Below are 19,461 nucleotides of genomic sequence, written 5' to 3'. Positions count from 1 at the left end.
GTGTCAGGAGGAGCGGCGGAGTTTTTCCGCCGCCAGGAGAAGTGTCGTCACGACGATGAAGACGACGACCGAAACCGCCGCAAGCGTCGGGTTGAGCTGAAGGATCATGTCGTCCCACATCTGCTTCGGCAGGGTCGTCTTGACGCCGCCGCTGACGAAGATCGCCACGGTCAGCTCGTCGAACGAGGTGATGAAGGCAAACAGGAACGCTGCGGTCAGGCCGCTCTTGATCAAGGGAACGGTGACGAAGCGCAGGGCCTGGACCCGGTTTGCCCCGAGCGTCGCCGCCGCCTGGTCAAGCCGCCAGTCATAGCTCTTCAACACAGCGGCGATTGCGACGAAGGCGAAGGGCAATGCCAGCACCGTGTGGCCGATCACCAGGCCGACATCGGTCGCGACCAGTCCCATCTGTGCAAAGAGGTAGAACAGGCCGACGGCGATGACGATGCGCGGCACGATCATCGGCGCCAGGAAGAAGGCGAAGATGATGCCCCGCCAGCGCGAGCGCGAACGGGCAAGTGCGAGCGCCGCAAAACCGCCGATGACCGTTGCAACGATGGCGGTCGCGAAGGCGACGCCGAAGGAGCGGATGGTGGCAGCCACCCAGAGGTCCGAGGTGAAATAAGTCCTGAACCATTCCAGCCCATAGCCCGGCGGCGGGAACTCGAGGAACTGCGAACTGGTGAAGGCAATCGGCAGCACGACGAGCGTCGGCAGCATCAGGAAGGCGAACATCATGAGGCTGTAGATGCCGAGCATGCGGCTTGAAACCGCCTGCCCCAGCAGAGCGTGACTGCCGGATGCAATGGCGCTGCTGACGGTTGCGACCCGATCAAGGATCCCCAGGCCGATGGCACGCAGAACACCTGTCTTGCCAGCCTTGCCGTCGGACGGTTCGCCGGACAGGCTGGAGAGACCGAACACCCGATCGTAGAGCCAGCACGTCACCAGTGCTGCTGCCAGCATCATGGCGGCGAGCGCCCCTGCGAAGGCCCAGTTCAGGATCTCCTGCACCTGGACGATGATCAACTGCGCGAGCATCGTCTGCTGACGGCCGCCAAGCAGGGCCGGGACGATGAAGAAACCGAGCGAGGAGATGAAGGTAAGCAGACCGGCGGCGGCGGCACCCGGAAGCGAAAGCGGGAAGTAGACGAGCCAGAAGCCCTTTGCCGGCGTCGCGCCCAAGGTCCCTGACGCCTGCGTCAGCCGTCGATCGATGCCGGTCATGACAGGCAGCATGGTGAGGATTGCGAGCGGCACCATGGCATGGACCATGCCGATCATCACGCCGAGTTCGTTGTGCAAGAGTTCGAGCGGCTGGCTGAGCAGACCCGAGCCAAGGCCGATCTGGTTGATGACGCCGGTACGGCCGAGCACGATGACCCAGGCAAAACTCTTGACCAGGTAGCTCGTCCAGAACGGCACCATGACGAGCAGGATCATCGTCCCGCGCGTGCGGTCCGGCAGACGCGACAGCCAGTAGGCCAAGGGATAACCGAGCAGCAGCGAGAAGAGCGTCGTCAGCCCTGCGATCCGGAACGTGATCAACAGGACGCGGAAATAGACGTCCGTCTCCAGGATCCTCGCATAATGGCTTGCGGTCATCGCGCCGGTGTCGGCGTCCTCGAGGCTGAGGCCCATGAGCCTGGCGACGGGAACGAGGAAGAAGATCAGCAGAAAGGCGATGCCCGGCACGGCCAGCCAAAGTGGACCGAAGCGGAAGCGATTGGGACGCGCTGCGCGTCCAGAGGTCATGGCGGCGGTGGTCATGGCGTCACCAGCACGGCCGTTTCCGGCGCCCAGCTGAGCGTGATGGTTTCGCCAATGCTCGGCAGCGGCTTGCCGGGAAGGACACGAACCGTGACCAGCGCGTCGGCCGCGATGTCGACGAGCAGGCGGGTTTCCGATCCGGCATAGACGACCTCGGCGACGCGGCCACTGATCTCGTTTGCACCGGTCGAACCGAGTTCGAGATGCTCCGGCCGCACCACCAGCGCCATCTCGGCATTGTTGGAAAGGCCGGTGCCGTCAATCCGGAAGCGGCCGTTTTCGGTCGAAAGATGGGCGACACCACCGGAGCCGATCTCGACGCGGCCACGGAAGATGTTGGAGATGCCGATGAAATCGGCGGCAAAGGCGGTACGCGGCCGGGCGTAGATTTCCTGCGGCGGGCCGATCTGCTCGACCATGGCGTGGTTCATCAGGCAGATGCGGTCGGACAGCGCCAGCGCCTCCTCCTGATCGTGCGTCACATAGATGATCGTGGCGCCGGTCTGCCGGTGCAGCCGCTTGATCTCGAACTGCATGTGTTCGCGCAGTTTCTTGTCGAGCGCGCCCAGCGGCTCGTCCATCAGGATGATCGAAGGCTGGTAAACGAAACAGCGGGCAAGCGCGACGCGCTGCTGCTGCCCGCCCGAGAGTTCGCGCGGGAACCGCCCGGCCAGGTGGCCGAGCTGCACCATGTCGAGAGCGCCTTTGACCTGCCTGTCGATCTCGGCACTGCTCTTGCCGCGCATCTTCAGGGGAAAGCCGATATTCTCGGCCACCGTCAGATGCGGAAACAGGGCGTAGTGCTGGAAAACCAGGCCGATGTCGCGCTTGTGCACCGGCGTATCGGTCTCGTTGCTGCCGTCGATGAACAGGCGGCCCTCCGTCGGCAGGACCAGCCCGCTGATCATCTGCAGCAAAGTGGTCTTGCCGGAGCCCGAAGGCCCGAGAAGCGTCAGGAACTCGCCGGTCTGGACTGCGACGTGCGTGGGCTTCAGGGCGACGGTCGCGCCATAGCTCTTGGCCAGTCCGTCGACGAGAAGTTTGGGGCGAGTGGCTTGTTCGGGCTTCGCGAGCATCTATTTTCCCCTTAACCCAGGATCCAGGCGTTGAAGCGCTCGGTCATTTCGGAGCGGTTGGCGCTCCACCAGTCTTCACGCGCAATGGTCATGACCTTGAGATTGGCCTCGGAGGTCGGCAGCGCCGACGCGCGTTCCGCCGGGATATGCTCATAGGCCTTGAGGTTGGTCGGGCCGTAGGCGAGGAACTCGGTGAAGAGCGCCTGCTGCTTAGGATCGGCGCAGAAGCGGACGAACTGCCGGGCGATATCGGCACGCGGCGACCCCTTGGGAATGCCCCATCCCTCGATCGAATAAAGCCCCTGGTTCCAGCCGATCTTGACCGGCGCGCCGCCGTCGATGACGGCCTGGGCGCGGGCGTTCCAGAGTGCGATCAGGTCGACTTCGCCGCTCTGGATCAGCTGGCTCGACTGCGCGCCACCGGTCCACCAGACGTCGACATGCGGCTTGATCTTCTCAAGGCTGGCATAGGCGCGTTCGATATCGAGCGGATAGAGTTCGGCGAGCGGCACGCCATCGGCGAGCAGCGCCTGCTCCAGCGTATCGATCGGGTTCTTGCGCAGGGCGCGACGGCCCGGGAACTTCTCGACGTTCCAGAAATCCGCCCAGGAACTCGGACCGTTGGCCGCATCGAAGCGGTCGGTGCGATAGGCCATGATGGTGGAATAGACGTCGACGCCAAGCCACAGTTCGGTGAGCGCGTCGGGCATCAGCCCGGGCACGTCGGCAGCCGGCAGGTTGATCGGCTCGAGCAGGTCGCGCTTTTCCAGAATGTCGCGGGCAGACAGCGTCAACGTGCAGACGTCCCAGCTGTAGGATTGCGTCTCGACCATGGCGCGGAACTGCGCAGTCGGTTCGGCATCGCGCGCGACATTGATGACCTTGATGCCGGTCGCCTTTTCAAAGGGGTCGTAGAAGGCCTTGCGATATCCCGGGCTATAAGGACCGCCGGGATCGGCGACGGTCAGCGCTTCGGCGGCAAAGGCGGGCCGTGTGAAGATGGTTGGCGCGGCCAGGGCAACGCCCAGGCCTCCGCCGATTTTCAACAGGTTGCGGCGATCAATCAGCATGCTTTTGTCTTTGGTCATTGTTCTACCCTCTTGTCTTGGATTGCGTGCCGCCTCCCATAAGCGGCCGGGCCTTTGTCAGGCCTTGCTTGCCGCACGCCGTGCGAGAAACTGCTCCATCATCCGCGCCGGTTCGCCGGAAGCGTAGGCTTCGCGCTGGATGCGGGCGCCGGCTTCGAGGCAGTCGCGGAAACCAGCCTCTGTCATCTCCCTGAAGCGCTGTTTGTCAAGCCGCATGGCGACCGGCGGCTTGGCGGCCAGCTCATGCGCCAGAGACAGCGCTTCGTCCATGACGCGTTCCTGTGGCACGATGCGGTTGATGATGCCGATGGCCTGGCATTCGTCCGATTGCATCAATCGGCCGCTGAGCGTCAGGTCGATGGTGCGAGAGAGGCCGATCATCTCGCGCATCATCCACGGTCCCGTGGTGCTGGCGATACCGGAGTTGATTTCCGGCTGCCCCATGCGCACGCCCGGGTGAGCGATGCGGAAGTCGCACAGAAGCGCCACCTGGAAGGCCGAGCCGGCGGCAACGCCGTTGAGTGCCGCGATCAGCGGCTTCGACAGCGAGCGCATCGCATCATAGAGCCGCTCCCACTCGCCCACCCATTCCTGGCCACGGGCGCCGTCGAAGGTACGGGTCTCGTTCAGGTCCTGGCCGGCGCTGAAGGCACGGTCGCCGGCGCCGGTGAGAATGATGGCGCGGACCGCCTCGTCTTCTTCGAAGGCCTTGAATGCAGCGACCAGCTGCTGGCGCATCGCGCTGTGCCAGGCATTGAGGATTTCGGGGCGGTTCAGCGTGATGATGCCGACCTCGCCGCGCCGTTCAGTCAGGATGAAGCGGTCCATGATTTTCTCCGTTGCAATGAAACAACTATTGCAATGCGATAATTGTTATGACATAGTGTGATTATGTTTATTTTAGCTGTCAAGCACCTTTTCCTGGGCTTGGCGATTCTGTTATCGATATGTGGGAAACGGCAGGGATCGGGGATACATGGCGCGCAAGGCGAACAGGGCTGCGACGGACGATAACGAAACGTCGGGAGAAGACCGCGACCCCTTGCTGGTGCAGTCGGTCGAGAAGGCTTTCAGGGTCTTGAGAGCCTTTGACGGGCGCCGGCCAAACCTAAGCCTGTCACAGATCGCGGAAGAAACCGGGCTCGACATGAGTGCGGCCCAGCGCTTCACCCACACGCTGACCAAACTCGGTTATCTCGGCAAGAACCCCGATACAAAGCGCTTCGAACTGACGGTGAAGGTGCTCGATTTCGGCTATCACTACACCCGCGCCAGCGGCTTCGTCGAAAGGGGCATGCCCTATCTGCTGCATCTGAGCAAAGCCACTGAGGAAACGGTCAACCTCACCGTGCTCGACGATACCGACATCGTCTTCGTGTCGCGCTTCATGAGCCGGCACGTGCTCAACAACGACGTTATCACCGGCACCCGGCTGCCGGCCTATTGCACAGCGCCTGGCATCGCCATCCTCTCCGGGATGCCGGAAGCCGCAGCCCATGCGATCCTCGAAAAATCGGATCTCTATCCGTTCACGCCGCACACGACCTTCGACCTTGACGCGCTGAAGGCGAAGCTCAAGCAATCGGCGACCCAGGGCTATGCCACCGCCTACGAGGAATATTTCCACGGCGATCTGTCGATCGCGGCACCGGTGCTCGATGCCAATGGCACGCCCTATGGAGCGATCAACATCGCCGTATCGCGCAGTCGTTACACGCCGGAAGAAACCGAAGAACGCTTCGCCCCGCTGGTGACCGCGGCAGCGCGGTCGATCTCGCTCGTCGGCGGCGCCCGAAGATAGAGCCCCGCCGCCGCCCATCCCCCTTGCCACGAGTGGCGGCGGCGCAAATCCTTCGGAACCCGGTGCTGTGCGCGCGGGCGCCGGCACGGCCATGGGTCGGCACGAGCCAGCAGATATGCGGCCGTGTGCTTCACTCCCTCGCCTTCAACAAGCGGCAGCCGGATCGTCGCCGATCCGATCATCCGGATGGCAGGTGACACCTGCGCTGTCTGCGATAAGACCAGCAGCACCGCGGCAAAACATTCCCGGCATCTTCATTTTTCCCGACTGGACACGGCCGGCACGCCGCTCCACATTCCCTGCCGATAGCGGGGGGCGCGGTCGATGCATCCCCTCCGGCAGACACGGGTTGGGATGGTGCGCATGTTTCTGAATGGTGGCGAACTGGACGAGATCACAGCGTTTCGGCGCGAACTTCACCGCCAGCCGGAACTCTCCGGCGAAGAGGTCGGGACCGCCAGAATGGTGACGGAGGCACTGCGGGCGAGCCAGCCGGACACTGTCGTCACCGGGCTCGGCGGGCATGGGGTGGCGGCCATTTATCAGGGAGAGAGCGATGGACCGACCGTGATGGTCCGCGCCGAACTCGATGCCCTGCCGATCCACGAAATCTCCACCCTGCCCCATCGATCCGAGATCGACGGCAAGGGACACCTTTGCGGCCACGATGGGCACACGGCGACGCTGATGGCGCTTGCCAGGGCGCTTTCCCACAAACGTCCGCGGCGCGGACGGGCGATCCTGCTGTTTCAACCGGCCGAAGAGAACGGGGCTGGCGCGGCCGCGGTGCTGGCCGACCCGAAATTCGAAACGCTGAGACCGGACTTCGTGTTTTCGCTGCACAACTTTCCCGGCCTGCCCCTGGGGCACGCGGCCCTGACGGAGGGACCGGTTAATTGTGCCTCGCGCGGTATGCGGATCGTGCTTTCCGGAAAGACCGCGCATGCCTCCTGCCCGGAGGACGGCATCGCGCCGACTTTCGCCATGGCGCATCTCCTCGGCGAGTTGACCGGCCTTGGTGTCGGCGGCCCGCTCAACGCCGAATTCACATTGGTCACGGTCACCCATGCCCGCCTCGGCGAACCCGCCTTCGGCATAAGCCCGGGTCATGCCGAGATCTGGGCAACGCTGCGCACGCTGACCGATGAGCGGATGGGCGACCTGGTGCAGAGCGCCGAAGGGCTGGTGCGCAAGCACGCAATCGCTGCCGGGCTCACCGCCTCGATCAGCTACGAAGACATCTTCCATCAGTGCAGCAATGCGCCGGCAGCCGTCAGCGCCCTGCGTCAGGCGCTTGGCGAAGAAGGCATCAGCCATGATGAAGGTCCGACGACCCTGCCGATGAAGGCATCTGAAGATTTCGGCCTGTTCGGCCGCGTCGCCCCTTCGGCGATGTTCTTTCTCGGTGCCGGCGAGAACCACCCGCGCCTGCACAATCCCGACTACGACTTTCCCGATGCGCTGATCGAGGTGGGTGGTCGCGCTTTCCTGCGCACGATCCGCAATCTGCTTGGCTAACCCGGAATAGGAGGTCGGCTGGCCGGCCTGCGGCGATGGCCATCTGAGGTTACGGCTGAAGCAATCGCGGCAGGCCGAAGCCTCATGGTCGCTTTCGATCGATGGCCGGATCCGGCAGCGGCGCCTACAATATGCCCCAGCCGCGGTAGCGTCCCCTGCCCGTCATTTCCTTGGCACCAAGTTCACGCACGAGATTGAGCGCACCCCGTTGTGTGACCCCGACATGATGCGCCACCAGGCCAGCAGAGACGATCGGTCGCGACAGCAGAAGTTCGATCAACGCCGGCAGGCTGCTGTTGGAGCGGCGATCCCGGACACGCATTTCCATCTGGGTCTTGGCCAGAAAAAGCCGGTCCAGCTCCTTGAGGCCCTGCTCTCCGGTCAGAGCCAGAGCGTCGAGAAAAGCCCGCAGCCTGACCTCCTGATCCCTGGAGCGCCGACGTTCATGGCGGATCGTCTTCAGGCCGATGTTGAAGCAAAGCAGATGCGACGTCACCTTGCCGCGCGCGCGCAGGTAGGCAGAGATCAGCAATCCGCCGAGCCAATGTTGCCGGCGGAGCGGTTCCATCTGCTCCCAGGCATCGAAAAGCATTGCCGCGCCAAGGCAGGCCGGCAGGCGATCCGCTGACGGGATCAGCAACCGCCAGGCATCGAGCCGCGCGCCTTCGTCCCATTCGTCATCAAAAAGCAAACCCAATTGCCCTTTGGCTTCCTCTGCGGATGGGCGCTCGCCTCCTCCAGACACCATCTCGCCGCGCTCACCCGCTTGTTCATCGAGCAGGCGCTGCGAGCGCGCGATTGCGGCATCGATTTCTGCAAATTCGCGCGACAGCGGGTTGTCGTCGTCTTCGTCCTCTACGTCGCTCTCTTCATCGGGTTCGGAGTGAGCCCCTGCCTGGCGCGCGATCGGGCTTGGATCTGCGGCCGGCTGTTCCCCGCGCAGAACCGCCAGACCGGCCGGCGACAGCGCCCAATCCGGATCCGACAGCCAGATCCTGCGGCGCGCCCTCAGCACCGCGTGCGCAATCGTCAATTCATGTGTCGGTGCCCGGACATCCATATGCGCGTCATGCAGCACCAGATCTTCCACATGCACGAGTTCGCCCGCGACCCAGAGTGCGCCGGCGGCATCGAAGAACTGGCCCCGCTCGCGAAACCCTTCCGCAACAGGGTGACGACCGGCGCGTTCGTCCAGTCGCGCCAGGCGATCCTCGGCCTCGATCGTGGCCGAAAGCTGCGTCTGCAGAGTAAAATCAGGGATATCGTATCGCATTACAATCGCACACTAATTCCGGCAAACGGAACTGAATTCGCCCGTTATCTTCCGACACATATGATGGGTCGTTTTATCGGATATTATGCTGATTGTCGTTGTGTTTCTGCGGCGCCGAATTGAGAAACCCGATTTGCTCGACCGCGCGATGCATTTGAGCGAAAAATCGGCTCGATTCGAAGAATTCGGCCACCCGATAATACGCTGTTGGTGGCCAATATCAAAGCATCATGACCATCAGGCAGAGGATAACAGCGCTTCCTTTCCATTCCGCTAACACGTCCAAACTGGGCTTGAAATTGCCATGAGCCCTCTATGGCAGACGTAGTTTCCGGCCAACGGGCAGTTCGTTGACAGCTGTCAACCGCAACCGGCGCAAGGTCCGATAAGGTTTACGCTCGCACGATATCTGTCGCCGATACCCGACAAGCCCGTTTCAAATCCCCTACCCGGCACCGGCTGCAATATCCGATCCGCATTCGTCCAGTCGGCAGGCGCTGAGACTTTCGACGTTTCTGCGTATTGCTAAGCCAACATCGGGCATTCACCACACGTCCAATCGGTCGCCCCAAGCATCCGCAGCAAACAGGTGTGGTGGCCGTTCTCGCCGTCTACGCCAAGCTGCGTCACCAATGATCCCCGCCATCGGCTCGGTTGACAGCTGTCAACTGTCGAACGGTAGCCTAAGTACAGCCCATCTTGCCAGCGGAGTAGTGCCCGTCCGGTGAAAGCTACGTGCTCCGTCGAGTGGCTCCAACGACGTCAGGGTCCGAGACAGCGCCGGGTTTCATCTGCCACCCTCGAAATGTGCACGCGTCCTCCGCAGACCCTAGCGTTGACAGCTGTCAACTTGAGCGAACTCCGCGGAACAATGCGCCAGATCGATTGCTTGCCGTAACGGAACAAACCGATCATTCACCTGTTGTCGGGAGTTGCCGAGCCGTGATGTAAAAGCAATTGACGCTTCGATAAACTCGAGAACGATATCGTCGTTTCTCATGTTGCCTGTACGCGGTGATACCTGGACCTACCCCCCCCCCCCCCCCCCCAGCTCAGCGTCCAGCCTCGATCATTTGGCGACAGTCCGGATTATCACCGACAACCATTTCCGGCCCATTCTTTGCGTTGGTGCTTTGTTTACTGTCACGCACACGTCCGCTTTGGTTGACAGCTGTCAACCTCCAAGCAGACCGAACGTCTTCATCTTGCTCAGCTGGCGAGTGCGATATCCCCGGGACTGGCCCGCAACAAGGCCATGATCATCGGGCCGGCTGCGAATTCCTGCCGAAGCGCCCGGCGCGTCAGATCGCGCAGATATCCCCCTGCGGATTTGATATGCGTGGAACGCTGCAGAATACAGGCCATAACCGTAGCGGCCACCTCCGGCCCAAGTACCCTGCACGCCTCGTCATGGGCGCCCTGGCTGACATTCAGCATGGAACGGACAACAAGGGCGGCGGTCATCAGATCCCGCCAGGACCGGACCTCTCCGCCGGGCCCGTAGTCGATGATATCGGGGCAGGCGCGAAGCACCGTGACCAGAGGAAAGGCCTGAGCGCCCCTGCCGGATGGTTGTGGGCTGGGTCCAGTCTCAGTGTTGCGACCATTGTCGCTGGCTGCAGGTCGCTGACCGATCGGCACCCCGACGGATGGGCGGCATTGCGGCTCCGTGTTCACAACAGCAGCGGTTTCCTTTCCTAAGCTCGGTTCAGATTCAGTAGAAGAGTCTGGATGTGAACTCTGTATGTGGCGACCATTCTGGCTATCATTGGCGGCCAGTTTTTGGAGATTTAACAGGATTTCCAATTGGTTGAGCGTTTCCGAGCGTAGCCCGTCCAGTTCTCTCAGAATGGGCTCGATTTCTTCCAGTCCGGGCTTTCTCGTCAGAGCACCGACTGCATGAAGATAGCGGTCATGAATGTCCTGCCAGTTTGAACTGTGATCGGCCTCGCGCAACATGTCGATAAGCTTCGTGACGTCGCGACGGCAAAGGCTGAGGCGTTCACGGGCGAGCTGTGCCTCTTGCCTGGCCAGTGCAATGGCAGCAGCAGCCGTTTGCAGCTCCTGGGCACGGGCAAGCAGCGGCGACAGGTCGAACCCGAATGCATCGCCGATCGAGCCCTTGCTGTCCCGTCTGGCATAACGCTTGCCGTTGGGGCTGTCCTTGCGCAGGATGAGACCGGCATCGACAAGAGCTGCCAGATGCCGGCGCAGCGTCGTGCCGGCCATACCATGGGTGCGCAATGCGAGTTGCGTGTTGGACGGAAAGACCACCAAGCCCCGGCCAGGCGTCAGCTCGACCTTTGGATAGAAGCTCAACAGTGCGTTGAGCACAGCGAGCGCACGATCGGACACGCCGATGACAGCCTTCGCTTCGCATGCGGTTCGAAACAATTTCCACTTGTCGATTGGCTGATGCGAATCGATTTCGCTCGCGACAACCTGGCTTGCAAGCATGCCAAGTGTCATCGCGCGCCGCCCAAAGGGCGTCGTCACATTTCCTCGCTCCATCTTTCTTCACCTTTTCAAAGGCAAAAGAAGTCCGTTCGCCGAAACGACGTTGAAAACGCTTGACAGTGATTCGCGGAAATGGGATTCTCTAGTTGCTACACGAGAGAAGGGTTTCCGGTGCGCTAGTCGTTCGGAAGCCTTTTTCTTTTGCTCTGTTAGTCTCCTGTTTCCTGTTGATATTCGAGGTACAGAGAGTTGAGCCTCTGCCTCACGAAATCGGCAAAACCCGGCGCCGTCTTGCTATTGAAGGACAGCGTCGTTTCGCGGTTTGTTTCACGAATACGCACCGGGCTGGTATCATCCGGCGCGACCCAGGCTATCGCCTGGCTCCTGGCCTTGACTTGGCTCAGGTACGCAAACAGCGTCTCAAACCGTTGATCGCTCGGCCTTTCCGGAAAATCGGATCGGGCAACGAACGCATGTGTTCGCACGCGTTCGTCGTCCTCGATGATCAGCTCGGCGAGTTCCGTCCACCGTCGCCGACCAATTGAAGGTGCAGCACCGACGGCCTCTATGACGTCGACGGGTAGCCGGCGCACGATCGCGATCATCTTCGAGAGTGCCGCCTTGTCGACGCCAAGCGACGACATGATGACATCGCGCGAAAAACCTCGATCCTCGAGACGGGTGGCAAAAAGCGATCGCTCGATGAACGACAGGTCGGTCCGGGCATTGTTTTCCTGGCCCTGCGAGATCACCAGCTGTTCATCGCTGAGTTCCCGCACGACGGCCCTGACCTTGCTGCCAAGCGCGCGTGTGGCTGCGAGGCGGCGGTGGCCATAGGCGACCTGATAACGGCCTTGCTCATCCGGATGCGGGCGCACAAGGATCGGGACCTGTTGTCCGTGATCGCGGATCTGCTGCAAAAGGGATTGTTCGACATCGGCCTCGACGCCGAGCCGGTCAGCGACGAAGGAGACGTCGACCATGGCTGGATCAAGCTCGATGACGGCCTGGCCTTCGGCAAGCTGGCGTTCAAGCTCCTGCGCGCGTTCGACCTTTTGCGTTATGGCCGACAGGGAGCGGGTGATGCCACCAATGGGGGTTGGTGGTCTCTGCCCGGCAGTGAGGCCGGCAATCTGGCGTCCAGCGAGCGGACGCTCATCCTCGAGGCCGGCCGCGTGGCTGTCTGAGACGCCGATCAGGTTCTTGCGGGCCATGGCTTACTTCCTCCCCCACACCTTGCGCAGGAGGTCCTCGATCTCGCCGTTGACGAGTGTCATGGAATCCATCGCGCGGTCGTAGGTGCCGCGGACAAACTGCGAGCGTTCCACCTCATAGAGCGTCTGCTTGGTGACGCCTGCGTCGGAAACGGCCGTCGATTTGACCATGGCATTGTGCAGCATGCGGTTGCCGAAGATGGAGCGCATGAACCCCGTCATCTGGCTCTGCGGGCCGTCATTCGGCTCAAACCGAGTGACAAGGTATCGCATCCAGTCGTAGCTCGTCCGCCCGCCTGCATTTTCGACGACGCGCATCAACTCGCTGGTCATCGAGAGAAACTGCGACATCGACATGACGTCGAGCATCTGCGGGTGCACCGTTATCAGCACCGATGTGGCGGCACACAGCGCCGACATGGTCAAAAAACCCAGTTGCGGCGGGCAGTCGATGATGACGACGTCGTAAAAACTCTCGATATCGGCGAGAACATCACCGATGCGGGCGAAAAACATCGTTTCGGCAGAGCCGCTGGTCATGGCCTTGGGCGTTTCGTGCTCGAATTCCATGAGTTCGAGGTTGCCCGGGATCAAATGCAGATTTGGCAGATGGGTCGAGCGGACGATTTCGGCGACAGGCCGGGGGCTGTCGTAGCGGATAGCACCGTAGATCGTTTCAGCTTCGCCGACATCCAGCTCGGGCTGATGCCCGAACAGTGCCGAGAGCGATGCCTGCGGATCGAGATCGATCGCCAGCGTGCGATAGCCCCGCAATGCGAGGTGCTGGGCGAGGTGGGCCGACGTCGTGGTCTTTGCCGATCCGCCCTTGAAGTTCATGACCGAGATGACTTGCAGTCTCTCGTCGCCGCGACGATGCGGGATGTATTTTCCCGGCTTGCCGCCGTCGTCCAGGACGCGGCGAATGCGTTCGATGTCCGAGATCGCATACATCCGTCGGCCGTTCGCCAAGGGGGCAGGGCCGTGTCCCTCCGATGCGATCTGGCGCAGGTAGCCTTCGGCGATCCCGATGAAGGCGGCTGCCTCTGCCGGGCTGAACAGCCGTAGCGTCTTTTGCGCTTGTGGCGGGAAGATTTTCTTCTGATGCTGCTGGAGTTGATGCGCGAGTTCCATAGCATCGGCAGCCAGGAGCGTTGGCAAATGCTCCTGTACGTCGAGGCCCTGGATCTTCTGTTGCAACATCGCATTCTCCGAAATCTGCGCAAAAATTGTCATATCGAGGCAATATGCGCAGATGCACTATGATCCGATTCGGCCTGAATGTACAAATGGATAGCCTGATGGTGCCATCCGTCGCCCTTACGCGATCGAGGCGGCGCAGGCCGCCGGTCAGTTGTCCGCGGACAACTCTGTCTGCATCCAAAAGCGTCCATTCGTCATGGCACGATTCGGCATCGTAGAGGCGATCTCTTCGCGGACGGCCTGGATGATCTTGGCGCGTTGCGGTCGCAGCGAAGAACCTGTCCGCCACGGCGCAGATAACAAGCTATTAGAATATGGATTTAGTCGACTATTGACAGCCCGCCGAATTGTGGCAAGATCATGGTGCGATGACGATGGCGTCAGACGGTCTGGAAGGGATGCACCATGTTCTACCTCGGCGGGATGACACTTGGCTACCTCGAGCCCCCGGCACCGCGGGGCGTTGCGAAGCCTTCAAAGCCGCGTATCGAACTGGCTGCTCGCGAGACGGAAGACGACGACCGGGAGCGGGAGCGCGAACAGGAATGGGCTCGCGCCTTTCTGACGCCCTGGCACCTGTTTTATTGATCGGGTGCTTGCCGTTCGGAAATTTGGGTTGAATATCCGAGCGCCGGAGACGATGGCGCCGCTCGCACTGGCCAGTACCGCTGACCGTCGTTGACAGCTGTCAACCGGAATGGCGGTTCCCCTCTCGCACGACAGGCCAAGAGGGAGGTTGGCGGCCACGCGCCGCCGGTGGTAGCCACTTTTCCAAATTATCTCATGTATAACAATTGCTTGCGTCGTGTTGCGCTGGGCCGTCCGGTCTGGGCAAGGCGAGCAAAGCGGCGCCATCGCCAGCCGGCGTTCGTCGATGCACCGGTGGAAAAGCAGGAAAGGGCGAGGGGAGGGCTGTCGCGGCGCTTCGAAATCGTTAAGCTTGCCTGCTGAAGCAAGCCATCGAGGGTGCCAACATTCCGAGCGACCAGCCAACCGACGACGCGGGCAACCAGCCGCAGTCGCTTTCGTTGCACCAGAGAATTCTTGGCGAGGTCGAAGGTCATATCCTGTCTGGCGCCTGGCCGCCTGGCCATCGCATCCCGTTCGAACATGAGCTGACCGAACAATACGCCTGCTCGCGCATGACGGTGAACAAGGCCCTGACCGAACTGGTCAAGCGCGGTCTCATCGAGCGGCGCCGCAAGTCCGGCAGCTATGTCACCTTCCCCCATGTGCAGTCTGCCGTGATGGAAATCCACGATGTCAAACTAGAGGTCCAGTCTCTCGGACTGGACTACAGTTTCCAGGTGGATGAACGCAGCATCCGCAAGGCCGAGGCGAAGGATGCCGGGCGGCTCGACCTGCCATCGACTGCAAGATTGCTGGAGGTCAGCTGTCGACATTTCGCCGGCGGCCGGCCTTTCTGCTACGAGGAAAGGCTTATCAGCCTGGCGGCGGTTCCCGAGGCGGAGACCGAGCTTTTCGAAACATCGGCGCCTGGCTCCTGGCTCCTGGGGAAGGTGCCGTGGAGTACGGCCGAACATCGCATTCGGGCGGTGGCCGCAGGGCGCAACGCGGCCCAGGCGCTCGACATCTCCACGGGGGCGGCGTGTCTCGTGATCGAGCGACGCACCTGGAGCGGTCGCGCGTCGGTGACCCATGTGCGGTTGACCTATCCCGGCGATCGTCATGAACTGGTGGCGCAATTCGCGCCGAGCCCGCTCGGCTAGATGCAATCGAGCCACGCGCCCCTGCCGGCCGGGTCGGGCACTGCAAGGGTGGGAGATGGAAAAGATGATGCTTTTTGATGGCCCGCAGACTGCGCCCCTGACGATCTTGCTGGCCCATGGCGCTGGCGCGCCGATGGATTCGGCATCGATGACCGCATCGGCCGAGGCGCTGGCCGCTGTCGGTTTCCGTATCGCCCGGTTCGAATTCTCCTACATGGCAGCGCGCCGCAGCGGCAGTCGCAAGCCTCCGCCGCGAGCCGAAACCCTCAATCCGGAGTTCAAGGCTCAGTTGGCGACGCTTGCTGCAGCCGGTCCGCTGGTGATCGGCGGAAAATCGATGGGCGGCCGGGTGGCGAGCATGATTGCCGATGAGCTTCATGCCGAAGGCAAGGTCGCCGGCCTGTTGTGTCTCGGCTATCCCTTCCATCCGCCGGCAAAACCAGAGCAGCTGCGCACACAGCATCTGGAAGGGCTGAAAACGCCGACGCTGATCTGCCAGGGCACGCGTGACGAATTCGGCACCCGTGAAGAGGTGTCAGGATACCGCCTATCCAGCGCGATCGAGATCCTCTGGCTCGAGGATGGCGATCATGATCTCAAGCCACGCAAGACGATTTCGGGCTTTTCAACTGCCGATCATCTCAAAACGATGGCCGACACGGTCGGGCGCTGGGCGCGCGAGCGTTTGGCGTAGGATGCCTGACGTCTCCAGGCTTCGCAAACGGCCGGCGCGATGTCGGTCGGATCACTCCGCCGCCTGTGCGGTGCCGGACGAGAATGCGAAGACGTCGATCGGCTCGTCGAGGCCCTTGACCGGAAAAGCGCCGAGATGCTCCATGTCGCGCGTACGGCCGGCGAGTTCAACGAAGGCCCGCGACAGGAGCACCGGACGCTTGGCCAGCTTCGTCAGGTTTTCCAACCGCGATGCGATATTGACGGCAGGTCCGATCACCGTGAAATCGAGCCGGCGGCGCGAACCGATGTTGCCGTACATGACATCACCGACGTTGACGCCGATACCGTAGCCGAGCGCTTCGCGGCCTCTTGCCAGGTTTTCCTCATTCAGCCTGGCGAGTGCCGCTTCCGCTTCGCCGATGGCTTGCAACAGGTTTTCGCAGGCCTGGGCATTGCTGAGCGGGAAGATCGCCAGCAGGCCATCGCCCATGAATTTCAGGATCTCGCCGCCATGTCGTTCGATCGGCTCCGACATGGCGTCGAAATAGCCGTTGAGAAGCTCGATCACGTCGTCGCGGGGCCACAGGTCCGAAAGCCTGGTGAAATCACGCAGGTCGCAGATCAGGATCGCGGCGCTGACCGTCACGCCGCTTCCGCGCGTCGTTGCACCGGCGAGGATCTGTTCGCTGGCGTGTGGTCCGACATAGGTTTCAAGAAGCGTGCGGGCCATCCGGTTCTTTAGCCGGATTTCGCTGACGAGCGCGAGAACGGGCAAGAGGCCGGTGAGATACGCGAGATGATCGTCCGTAAAGCCGCCCTTGCGATCGCTGGCGAAGGTGATCACGTGGCGCTTGCCGAGCGTGTGTTCGAGCGGCAGGGCGACATAGTCGGTAAAGCCTTCGGTGCGCAGCTCGTCATAGAGTGTATTCGCCACCTCGTCTTCGTCTGCCACCTCGAGGTTCTTGCGAACCTGGCTGGCGCCATTGTTGATGGCATAGAGCGGGCTGTTGAGATACACGGTCGTGTCTTCGACGCCGTAGTCGTACATGCGGATATCGGCCTCCGGCAGGCCCTTGCGCCATAGAATGCGGGCGCCGAGCCATTGCGGGTGGTGGATCCGGAAATGCAGCGTGGCACGCGCGAGCGGCAGGCCCGCGTCGACCAGGCGCTCGCACAGATCGACGAAGATGTTGTCGATGAAGCGCTGGTCCCGGGTCTCGGTGACCAGCCAGTCGAGAACGCCCTTGCCGCCGATGGGCGTGTCGCCGCTTTCGTCCAGCACTCCGGCCTTCGCCTCGGATGACGTCTGCATTGCAATTTCTCCACACTGGTCTGCCGGCCATGGCCGCCTCGAGGCGCGCAGTTCGCTTGCCTGGAAACGCCGAGACATATGTGGACCATCGCCCGACCGTTGATAAGGGCCAAGGCGAAAAGTGATCTGAAAAAGCACGCGGCCGTCGGCGCTCGTCGCGCCGTTCGATTCAGGTCAGGCGCTGGCCGCCGACGGCGCTGCCGGTTGGGCGACGCCGACGACCGGCAACTGCAGCCTTATGCGAGCGCCGACCCACGCACCAAAGAGGATATCGACGCGACCGGCGTGCAACCGGGCGATTTCGCGGGCGAGATTAAGCCCCAGGCCGGCACCGCTCGACCGGGGGCGCAGGCGATAGAAGGGTTCGAACACGCGGTCGCGCTCGGCTTCGGGAATACCCGGACCTTCGTCGTGAATTTCGATGCCGCCGTCGGCATCGACCAGCACGGTGATCGTTCCGCGATTGCCGCCATGCTCGACGGCGTTGCGCAAGAGATTGGCGACTGCCTGCTCGATCTGCTGGGCCTGGACCAAGACCGGCACCGGACGTGTCGTCCTGGCTTCGAAATCCAGTTCGTAACCGGCCTCGAACGCCAGCGGCGCAAAATCGGCGGCAATCGTCCTGGCCAGCGCCGCGAGGTCGACCGTCTCGCGGCTGCCGCTGCCATGTTCCAGCACCTGGCGGTCCAGAAGCTGCTGGGCCAGGTGCGACAACCGTTCGATGTCCTTGCGCAGCGACGCACTCTGCGGATCTTCCTGCAAGAGTTCGGCCCGGGTGCGCAGGATGGCGATCGGTGTGCGCAACTCATGGGCGGCATCTGTCAGGAACCGATTGCGCTGGTCATAGCCCTCGTCGAGGCGGGAGAGTGCGTTGTTGAAGGCATGTACCATCGGCGCGATTTCCGTTGGAACCCGGGCCGTCTCCAGTTGCACCGCGCGATTGTCGATATCGATCCGCCCGGCCTGGTCGGCCGTGGAGATGAGACCGGCGAGCGAACGGCGCACCACCGCCGGCGTGGTGACGAGCGTGGCGACGCCCATGACCAGTATGATCGGCAGCAACAAGCCAAGGATCAGCAACGCCAGAACCGGCAGCACGCGCAGCCAGTCGGGATTGCCATTGGCGTCCTTCGCCGTGTCGACATTGACGCTGATCTCCACTTCGAGCCCGTCATTCTCGTCGCGCGAGGCGATCGATGAGGCAAGGATCTGGACGCGGCCGGCATCCGTGTCGACATTGGCAAAAGCGGCCTCCGGCCGTCTGTCGCCTTGGTCGAACCGCAGCGTGGCGCGGCCGATATTCGTCATGAGCGCACCGCCGGCAGCCGCGTAGGCGGGGGGAACGCTGCCTTGCCGGACCATATGGCCTGCGCCGTCTCGGATCACGAACCAAAGGCTGGGAAAATCGTCGCGGAATGCGCGAAGCTCTTCGGTGTCGCGAACATAAAGGCCGCCGCCATCGTCGCGTGCCACGGCTTCGGACAGGTGTTTGATCGCGGCCTCGTTGTCGATGATCAGCCGCGGCTGAGCGATCGTCAGGATCGCGATCAGCAGCGCGATGAAGGCGACGAAGGTCGCCGCCTGCAGCAGGATGAGGCGGCGCACCAGAACCCATTGAAGCGAGCGCGGGCGAGGATCTTTCATGCCGTGGCGCGCAGGAGATAGCCGAGGTTACGGATCGCCCGGATCTCGACGCCGGCTGCGACCTCCTCGAGCTTGCGCCTCAATCGCGAAAGATGCGAATCGAGCGCATTGGAATCGATCTCGTCCTCCATGGCATAGACGGAATCTTCGAGCGTCGCGCGCAAGACGGTGCGGCCGGGCCGGCGCATCAGCGCCTCCAGCGCCAGCCGCTCGCGGCGCAGCAGGTCGAGCGGCTTGTCGTCGACGACGGCCTCGCGATGGCGAAAGTCGTAGGTCAGACGACCGACCATGATCTGGTCCGACTTCAGCGTGACGGGACGGCGGGCGAGGGCTCGCAGGCGCGCCATCAATTCCTCTACCGCAAAGGGCTTCGCCATATAATCGTCGGCGCCCCCATCGAGGCCGGCGACACGGTCGTTGATGGCCCCGAGCGCTGTCAGCATCATGATCGGCGCCTCGACGCGCAATGCCCGCAGCTTCGGAATGAGGCTCAGGCCCTCGCCGTCGGGAAGGCGGCGATCGAGCACGATCACGTCATAGGACCAGAGCTCGACCACGGCCTCGGCATCGGCGAGCGTCGAGACATGATCGACGATCACCTGCCGACGTTCGAGCGCCGTCTTCAGCGCAGACGCCATCTCGGGCTCGTCTTCCAGCAGCAGGATGCGCATGCCGATCTCTCCTGGGTGCGGCTACGAAAGCC

16 protein-coding genes are annotated in these 19,461 nt (G+C 62.4%); 5 read left to right on the top strand and 11 right to left on the bottom strand.

The genetic code is table 11. The features are described from left to right. Positions 1-3: 3 nt before the first annotated feature. Genes RTP54_RS17860 through RTP54_RS17845 form a run of 4 tightly spaced genes read right to left on the bottom strand, consistent with a single transcriptional unit; the run spans position 4 to position 4,762 of the window. Positions 4-1,770, bottom strand: coding sequence for an ABC transporter permease subunit (locus RTP54_RS17860; RefSeq protein WP_312364711.1), 1,767 nt, complete (start codon positions 1,768-1,770; stop codon positions 4-6). Further along, on the bottom strand, positions 1,767-2,846 hold the full coding sequence (locus RTP54_RS17855) for an ABC transporter ATP-binding protein (RefSeq protein WP_312364709.1): 1,080 nt from the start codon (positions 2,844-2,846) through the stop codon (positions 1,767-1,769). Before RTP54_RS17855 ends, RTP54_RS17860 begins: the two co-directional genes overlap by 4 nt. Positions 2,847-2,857: 11 nt before the next feature. Further along, positions 2,858-3,934, bottom strand: coding sequence for a polyamine ABC transporter substrate-binding protein (locus tag RTP54_RS17850; RefSeq protein WP_112815948.1), 1,077 nt, complete (start codon positions 3,932-3,934; stop codon positions 2,858-2,860). Between the two features lie 57 nt (positions 3,935-3,991). Next, the gene (locus tag RTP54_RS17845; protein ID WP_312364705.1) at positions 3,992-4,762 is read right to left on the bottom strand and encodes an enoyl-CoA hydratase/isomerase family protein; all 771 of its coding nucleotides are present in this window, start codon (positions 4,760-4,762) and stop codon (positions 3,992-3,994) included. A gap of 148 nt (positions 4,763-4,910) precedes the next feature. Between RTP54_RS17845 and RTP54_RS17840 the strand changes: the two genes are divergently transcribed. Both RTP54_RS17840 and RTP54_RS17835 read left to right on the top strand, forming a co-directional pair. Then, entirely contained in the window at positions 4,911-5,735 is an 825-nt protein-coding gene (locus tag RTP54_RS17840) for an IclR family transcriptional regulator C-terminal domain-containing protein (RefSeq protein ID WP_312364703.1), read from the top strand. 363 nt (positions 5,736-6,098) lie between these two features. Further along, entirely contained in the window at positions 6,099-7,253 is a 1,155-nt protein-coding gene (locus tag RTP54_RS17835) for an amidohydrolase (protein ID WP_312364701.1), read from the top strand. Positions 7,254-7,377: 124 nt separating this feature from the next. On the opposite strand, the gene RTP54_RS17830 is transcribed toward RTP54_RS17835, so the two are convergent. From RTP54_RS17830 to repA, 4 genes are all read right to left on the bottom strand, one after another. After that, a complete protein-coding gene (locus RTP54_RS17830) occupies positions 7,378-8,526 on the bottom strand; it encodes an RHE_PE00001 family protein (RefSeq protein WP_312364698.1) in 1,149 nt (382 codons plus the stop codon). A gap of 1,209 nt (positions 8,527-9,735) precedes the next feature. Further along, the gene (gene repC, locus RTP54_RS17825) at positions 9,736-11,037 is read right to left on the bottom strand and encodes a plasmid replication protein RepC (protein ID WP_312364695.1); all 1,302 of its coding nucleotides are present in this window, start codon (positions 11,035-11,037) and stop codon (positions 9,736-9,738) included. 155 nt (positions 11,038-11,192) lie between these two features. Further along, the gene (gene repB, locus RTP54_RS17820) at positions 11,193-12,197 is read right to left on the bottom strand and encodes a plasmid partitioning protein RepB (RefSeq protein ID WP_312364693.1); all 1,005 of its coding nucleotides are present in this window, start codon (positions 12,195-12,197) and stop codon (positions 11,193-11,195) included. A 3-nt stretch (positions 12,198-12,200) separates the two neighbouring features. Continuing rightward, positions 12,201-13,397 carry a plasmid partitioning protein RepA gene (repA, locus tag RTP54_RS17815; RefSeq protein ID WP_312364691.1) on the bottom strand — a complete coding sequence of 399 codons (1,197 nt, stop codon included), beginning with the start codon at positions 13,395-13,397 and terminating at the stop codon, positions 12,201-12,203. Positions 13,398-13,802: 405 nt separating this feature from the next. Here repA and RTP54_RS17810 point away from each other — a divergent pair, with 405 nt between their 5' ends. The 3 genes from RTP54_RS17810 to RTP54_RS17800 all read left to right on the top strand — a co-directional run bounded on the left by RTP54_RS17810 (position 13,803) and on the right by RTP54_RS17800 (position 15,821). Beyond that, positions 13,803-13,985: a hypothetical protein gene (locus RTP54_RS17810; protein WP_112832980.1), complete on the top strand. Its 183-nt coding sequence runs from the start codon at positions 13,803-13,805 to the stop codon at positions 13,983-13,985. A gap of 440 nt (positions 13,986-14,425) precedes the next feature. Beyond that, positions 14,426-15,127, top strand: coding sequence for a histidine utilization repressor (gene hutC, locus RTP54_RS17805; RefSeq protein WP_312364686.1), 702 nt, complete (start codon positions 14,426-14,428; stop codon positions 15,125-15,127). A 55-nt stretch (positions 15,128-15,182) separates the two neighbouring features. Continuing rightward, a complete protein-coding gene (locus tag RTP54_RS17800) occupies positions 15,183-15,821 on the top strand; it encodes an alpha/beta family hydrolase (protein ID WP_312364684.1) in 639 nt (212 codons plus the stop codon). A gap of 51 nt (positions 15,822-15,872) precedes the next feature. Here the strand turns inward: RTP54_RS17800 and RTP54_RS17795 are convergent, their stop codons facing one another. From RTP54_RS17795 to RTP54_RS17785, 3 genes are all read right to left on the bottom strand, one after another. Continuing rightward, positions 15,873-17,114, bottom strand: coding sequence for an adenylate/guanylate cyclase domain-containing protein (locus RTP54_RS17795; protein ID WP_312364682.1), 1,242 nt, complete (start codon positions 17,112-17,114; stop codon positions 15,873-15,875). A 174-nt stretch (positions 17,115-17,288) separates the two neighbouring features. Then, positions 17,289-18,758 carry a HAMP domain-containing sensor histidine kinase gene (locus RTP54_RS17790; protein WP_312364680.1) on the bottom strand — a complete coding sequence of 490 codons (1,470 nt, stop codon included), beginning with the start codon at positions 18,756-18,758 and terminating at the stop codon, positions 17,289-17,291. Next, complete coding sequence (locus tag RTP54_RS17785) at positions 18,755-19,429, bottom strand: response regulator transcription factor (protein ID WP_312364678.1); 675 nt, start codon at positions 19,427-19,429, stop codon at positions 18,755-18,757. The genes RTP54_RS17790 and RTP54_RS17785 overlap by 4 nt, the downstream gene beginning before the upstream one ends. Positions 19,430-19,461 lie beyond the last annotated feature (32 nt).

The sequence above is a fragment of the Ensifer sp. genome (assembly GCF_031989085.1).
GTDB lineage: Bacteria > Pseudomonadota > Alphaproteobacteria > Rhizobiales > Rhizobiaceae > Ensifer.
Note: the sequence above shows the minus strand (reverse complement) of the source record. Positions and strands in the feature narration are given on the sequence as shown.

Coding starts and splice junctions, on each gene's coding strand:
- RTP54_RS17860 (WP_312364711.1), bottom strand. CDS start 1,770: ATGACCACCGCCGCCATGACCTCTGGACGCGCAGCGCGTCCCAATCGC.
- RTP54_RS17855 (WP_312364709.1), bottom strand. CDS start 2,846: ATGCTCGCGAAGCCCGAACAAGCCACTCGCCCCAAACTTCTCGTCGAC.
- RTP54_RS17850 (WP_112815948.1), bottom strand. CDS start 3,934: ATGACCAAAGACAAAAGCATGCTGATTGATCGCCGCAACCTGTTGAAA.
- RTP54_RS17845 (WP_312364705.1), bottom strand. CDS start 4,762: ATGGACCGCTTCATCCTGACTGAACGGCGCGGCGAGGTCGGCATCATC.
- RTP54_RS17840 (WP_312364703.1), top strand. CDS start 4,911: ATGGCGCGCAAGGCGAACAGGGCTGCGACGGACGATAACGAAACGTCG.
- RTP54_RS17835 (WP_312364701.1), top strand. CDS start 6,099: ATGTTTCTGAATGGTGGCGAACTGGACGAGATCACAGCGTTTCGGCGC.
- RTP54_RS17830 (WP_312364698.1), bottom strand. CDS start 8,526: ATGCGATACGATATCCCTGATTTTACTCTGCAGACGCAGCTTTCGGCC.
- repC (WP_312364695.1), bottom strand. CDS start 11,037: ATGGAGCGAGGAAATGTGACGACGCCCTTTGGGCGGCGCGCGATGACA.
- repB (WP_312364693.1), bottom strand. CDS start 12,197: ATGGCCCGCAAGAACCTGATCGGCGTCTCAGACAGCCACGCGGCCGGC.
- repA (WP_312364691.1), bottom strand. CDS start 13,397: ATGTTGCAACAGAAGATCCAGGGCCTCGACGTACAGGAGCATTTGCCA.
- RTP54_RS17810 (WP_112832980.1), top strand. CDS start 13,803: ATGTTCTACCTCGGCGGGATGACACTTGGCTACCTCGAGCCCCCGGCA.
- RTP54_RS17800 (WP_312364684.1), top strand. CDS start 15,183: ATGGAAAAGATGATGCTTTTTGATGGCCCGCAGACTGCGCCCCTGACG.
- RTP54_RS17795 (WP_312364682.1), bottom strand. CDS start 17,114: ATGCAGACGTCATCCGAGGCGAAGGCCGGAGTGCTGGACGAAAGCGGC.
- RTP54_RS17790 (WP_312364680.1), bottom strand. CDS start 18,758: ATGAAAGATCCTCGCCCGCGCTCGCTTCAATGGGTTCTGGTGCGCCGC.
- RTP54_RS17785 (WP_312364678.1), bottom strand. CDS start 19,429: ATGCGCATCCTGCTGCTGGAAGACGAGCCCGAGATGGCGTCTGCGCTG.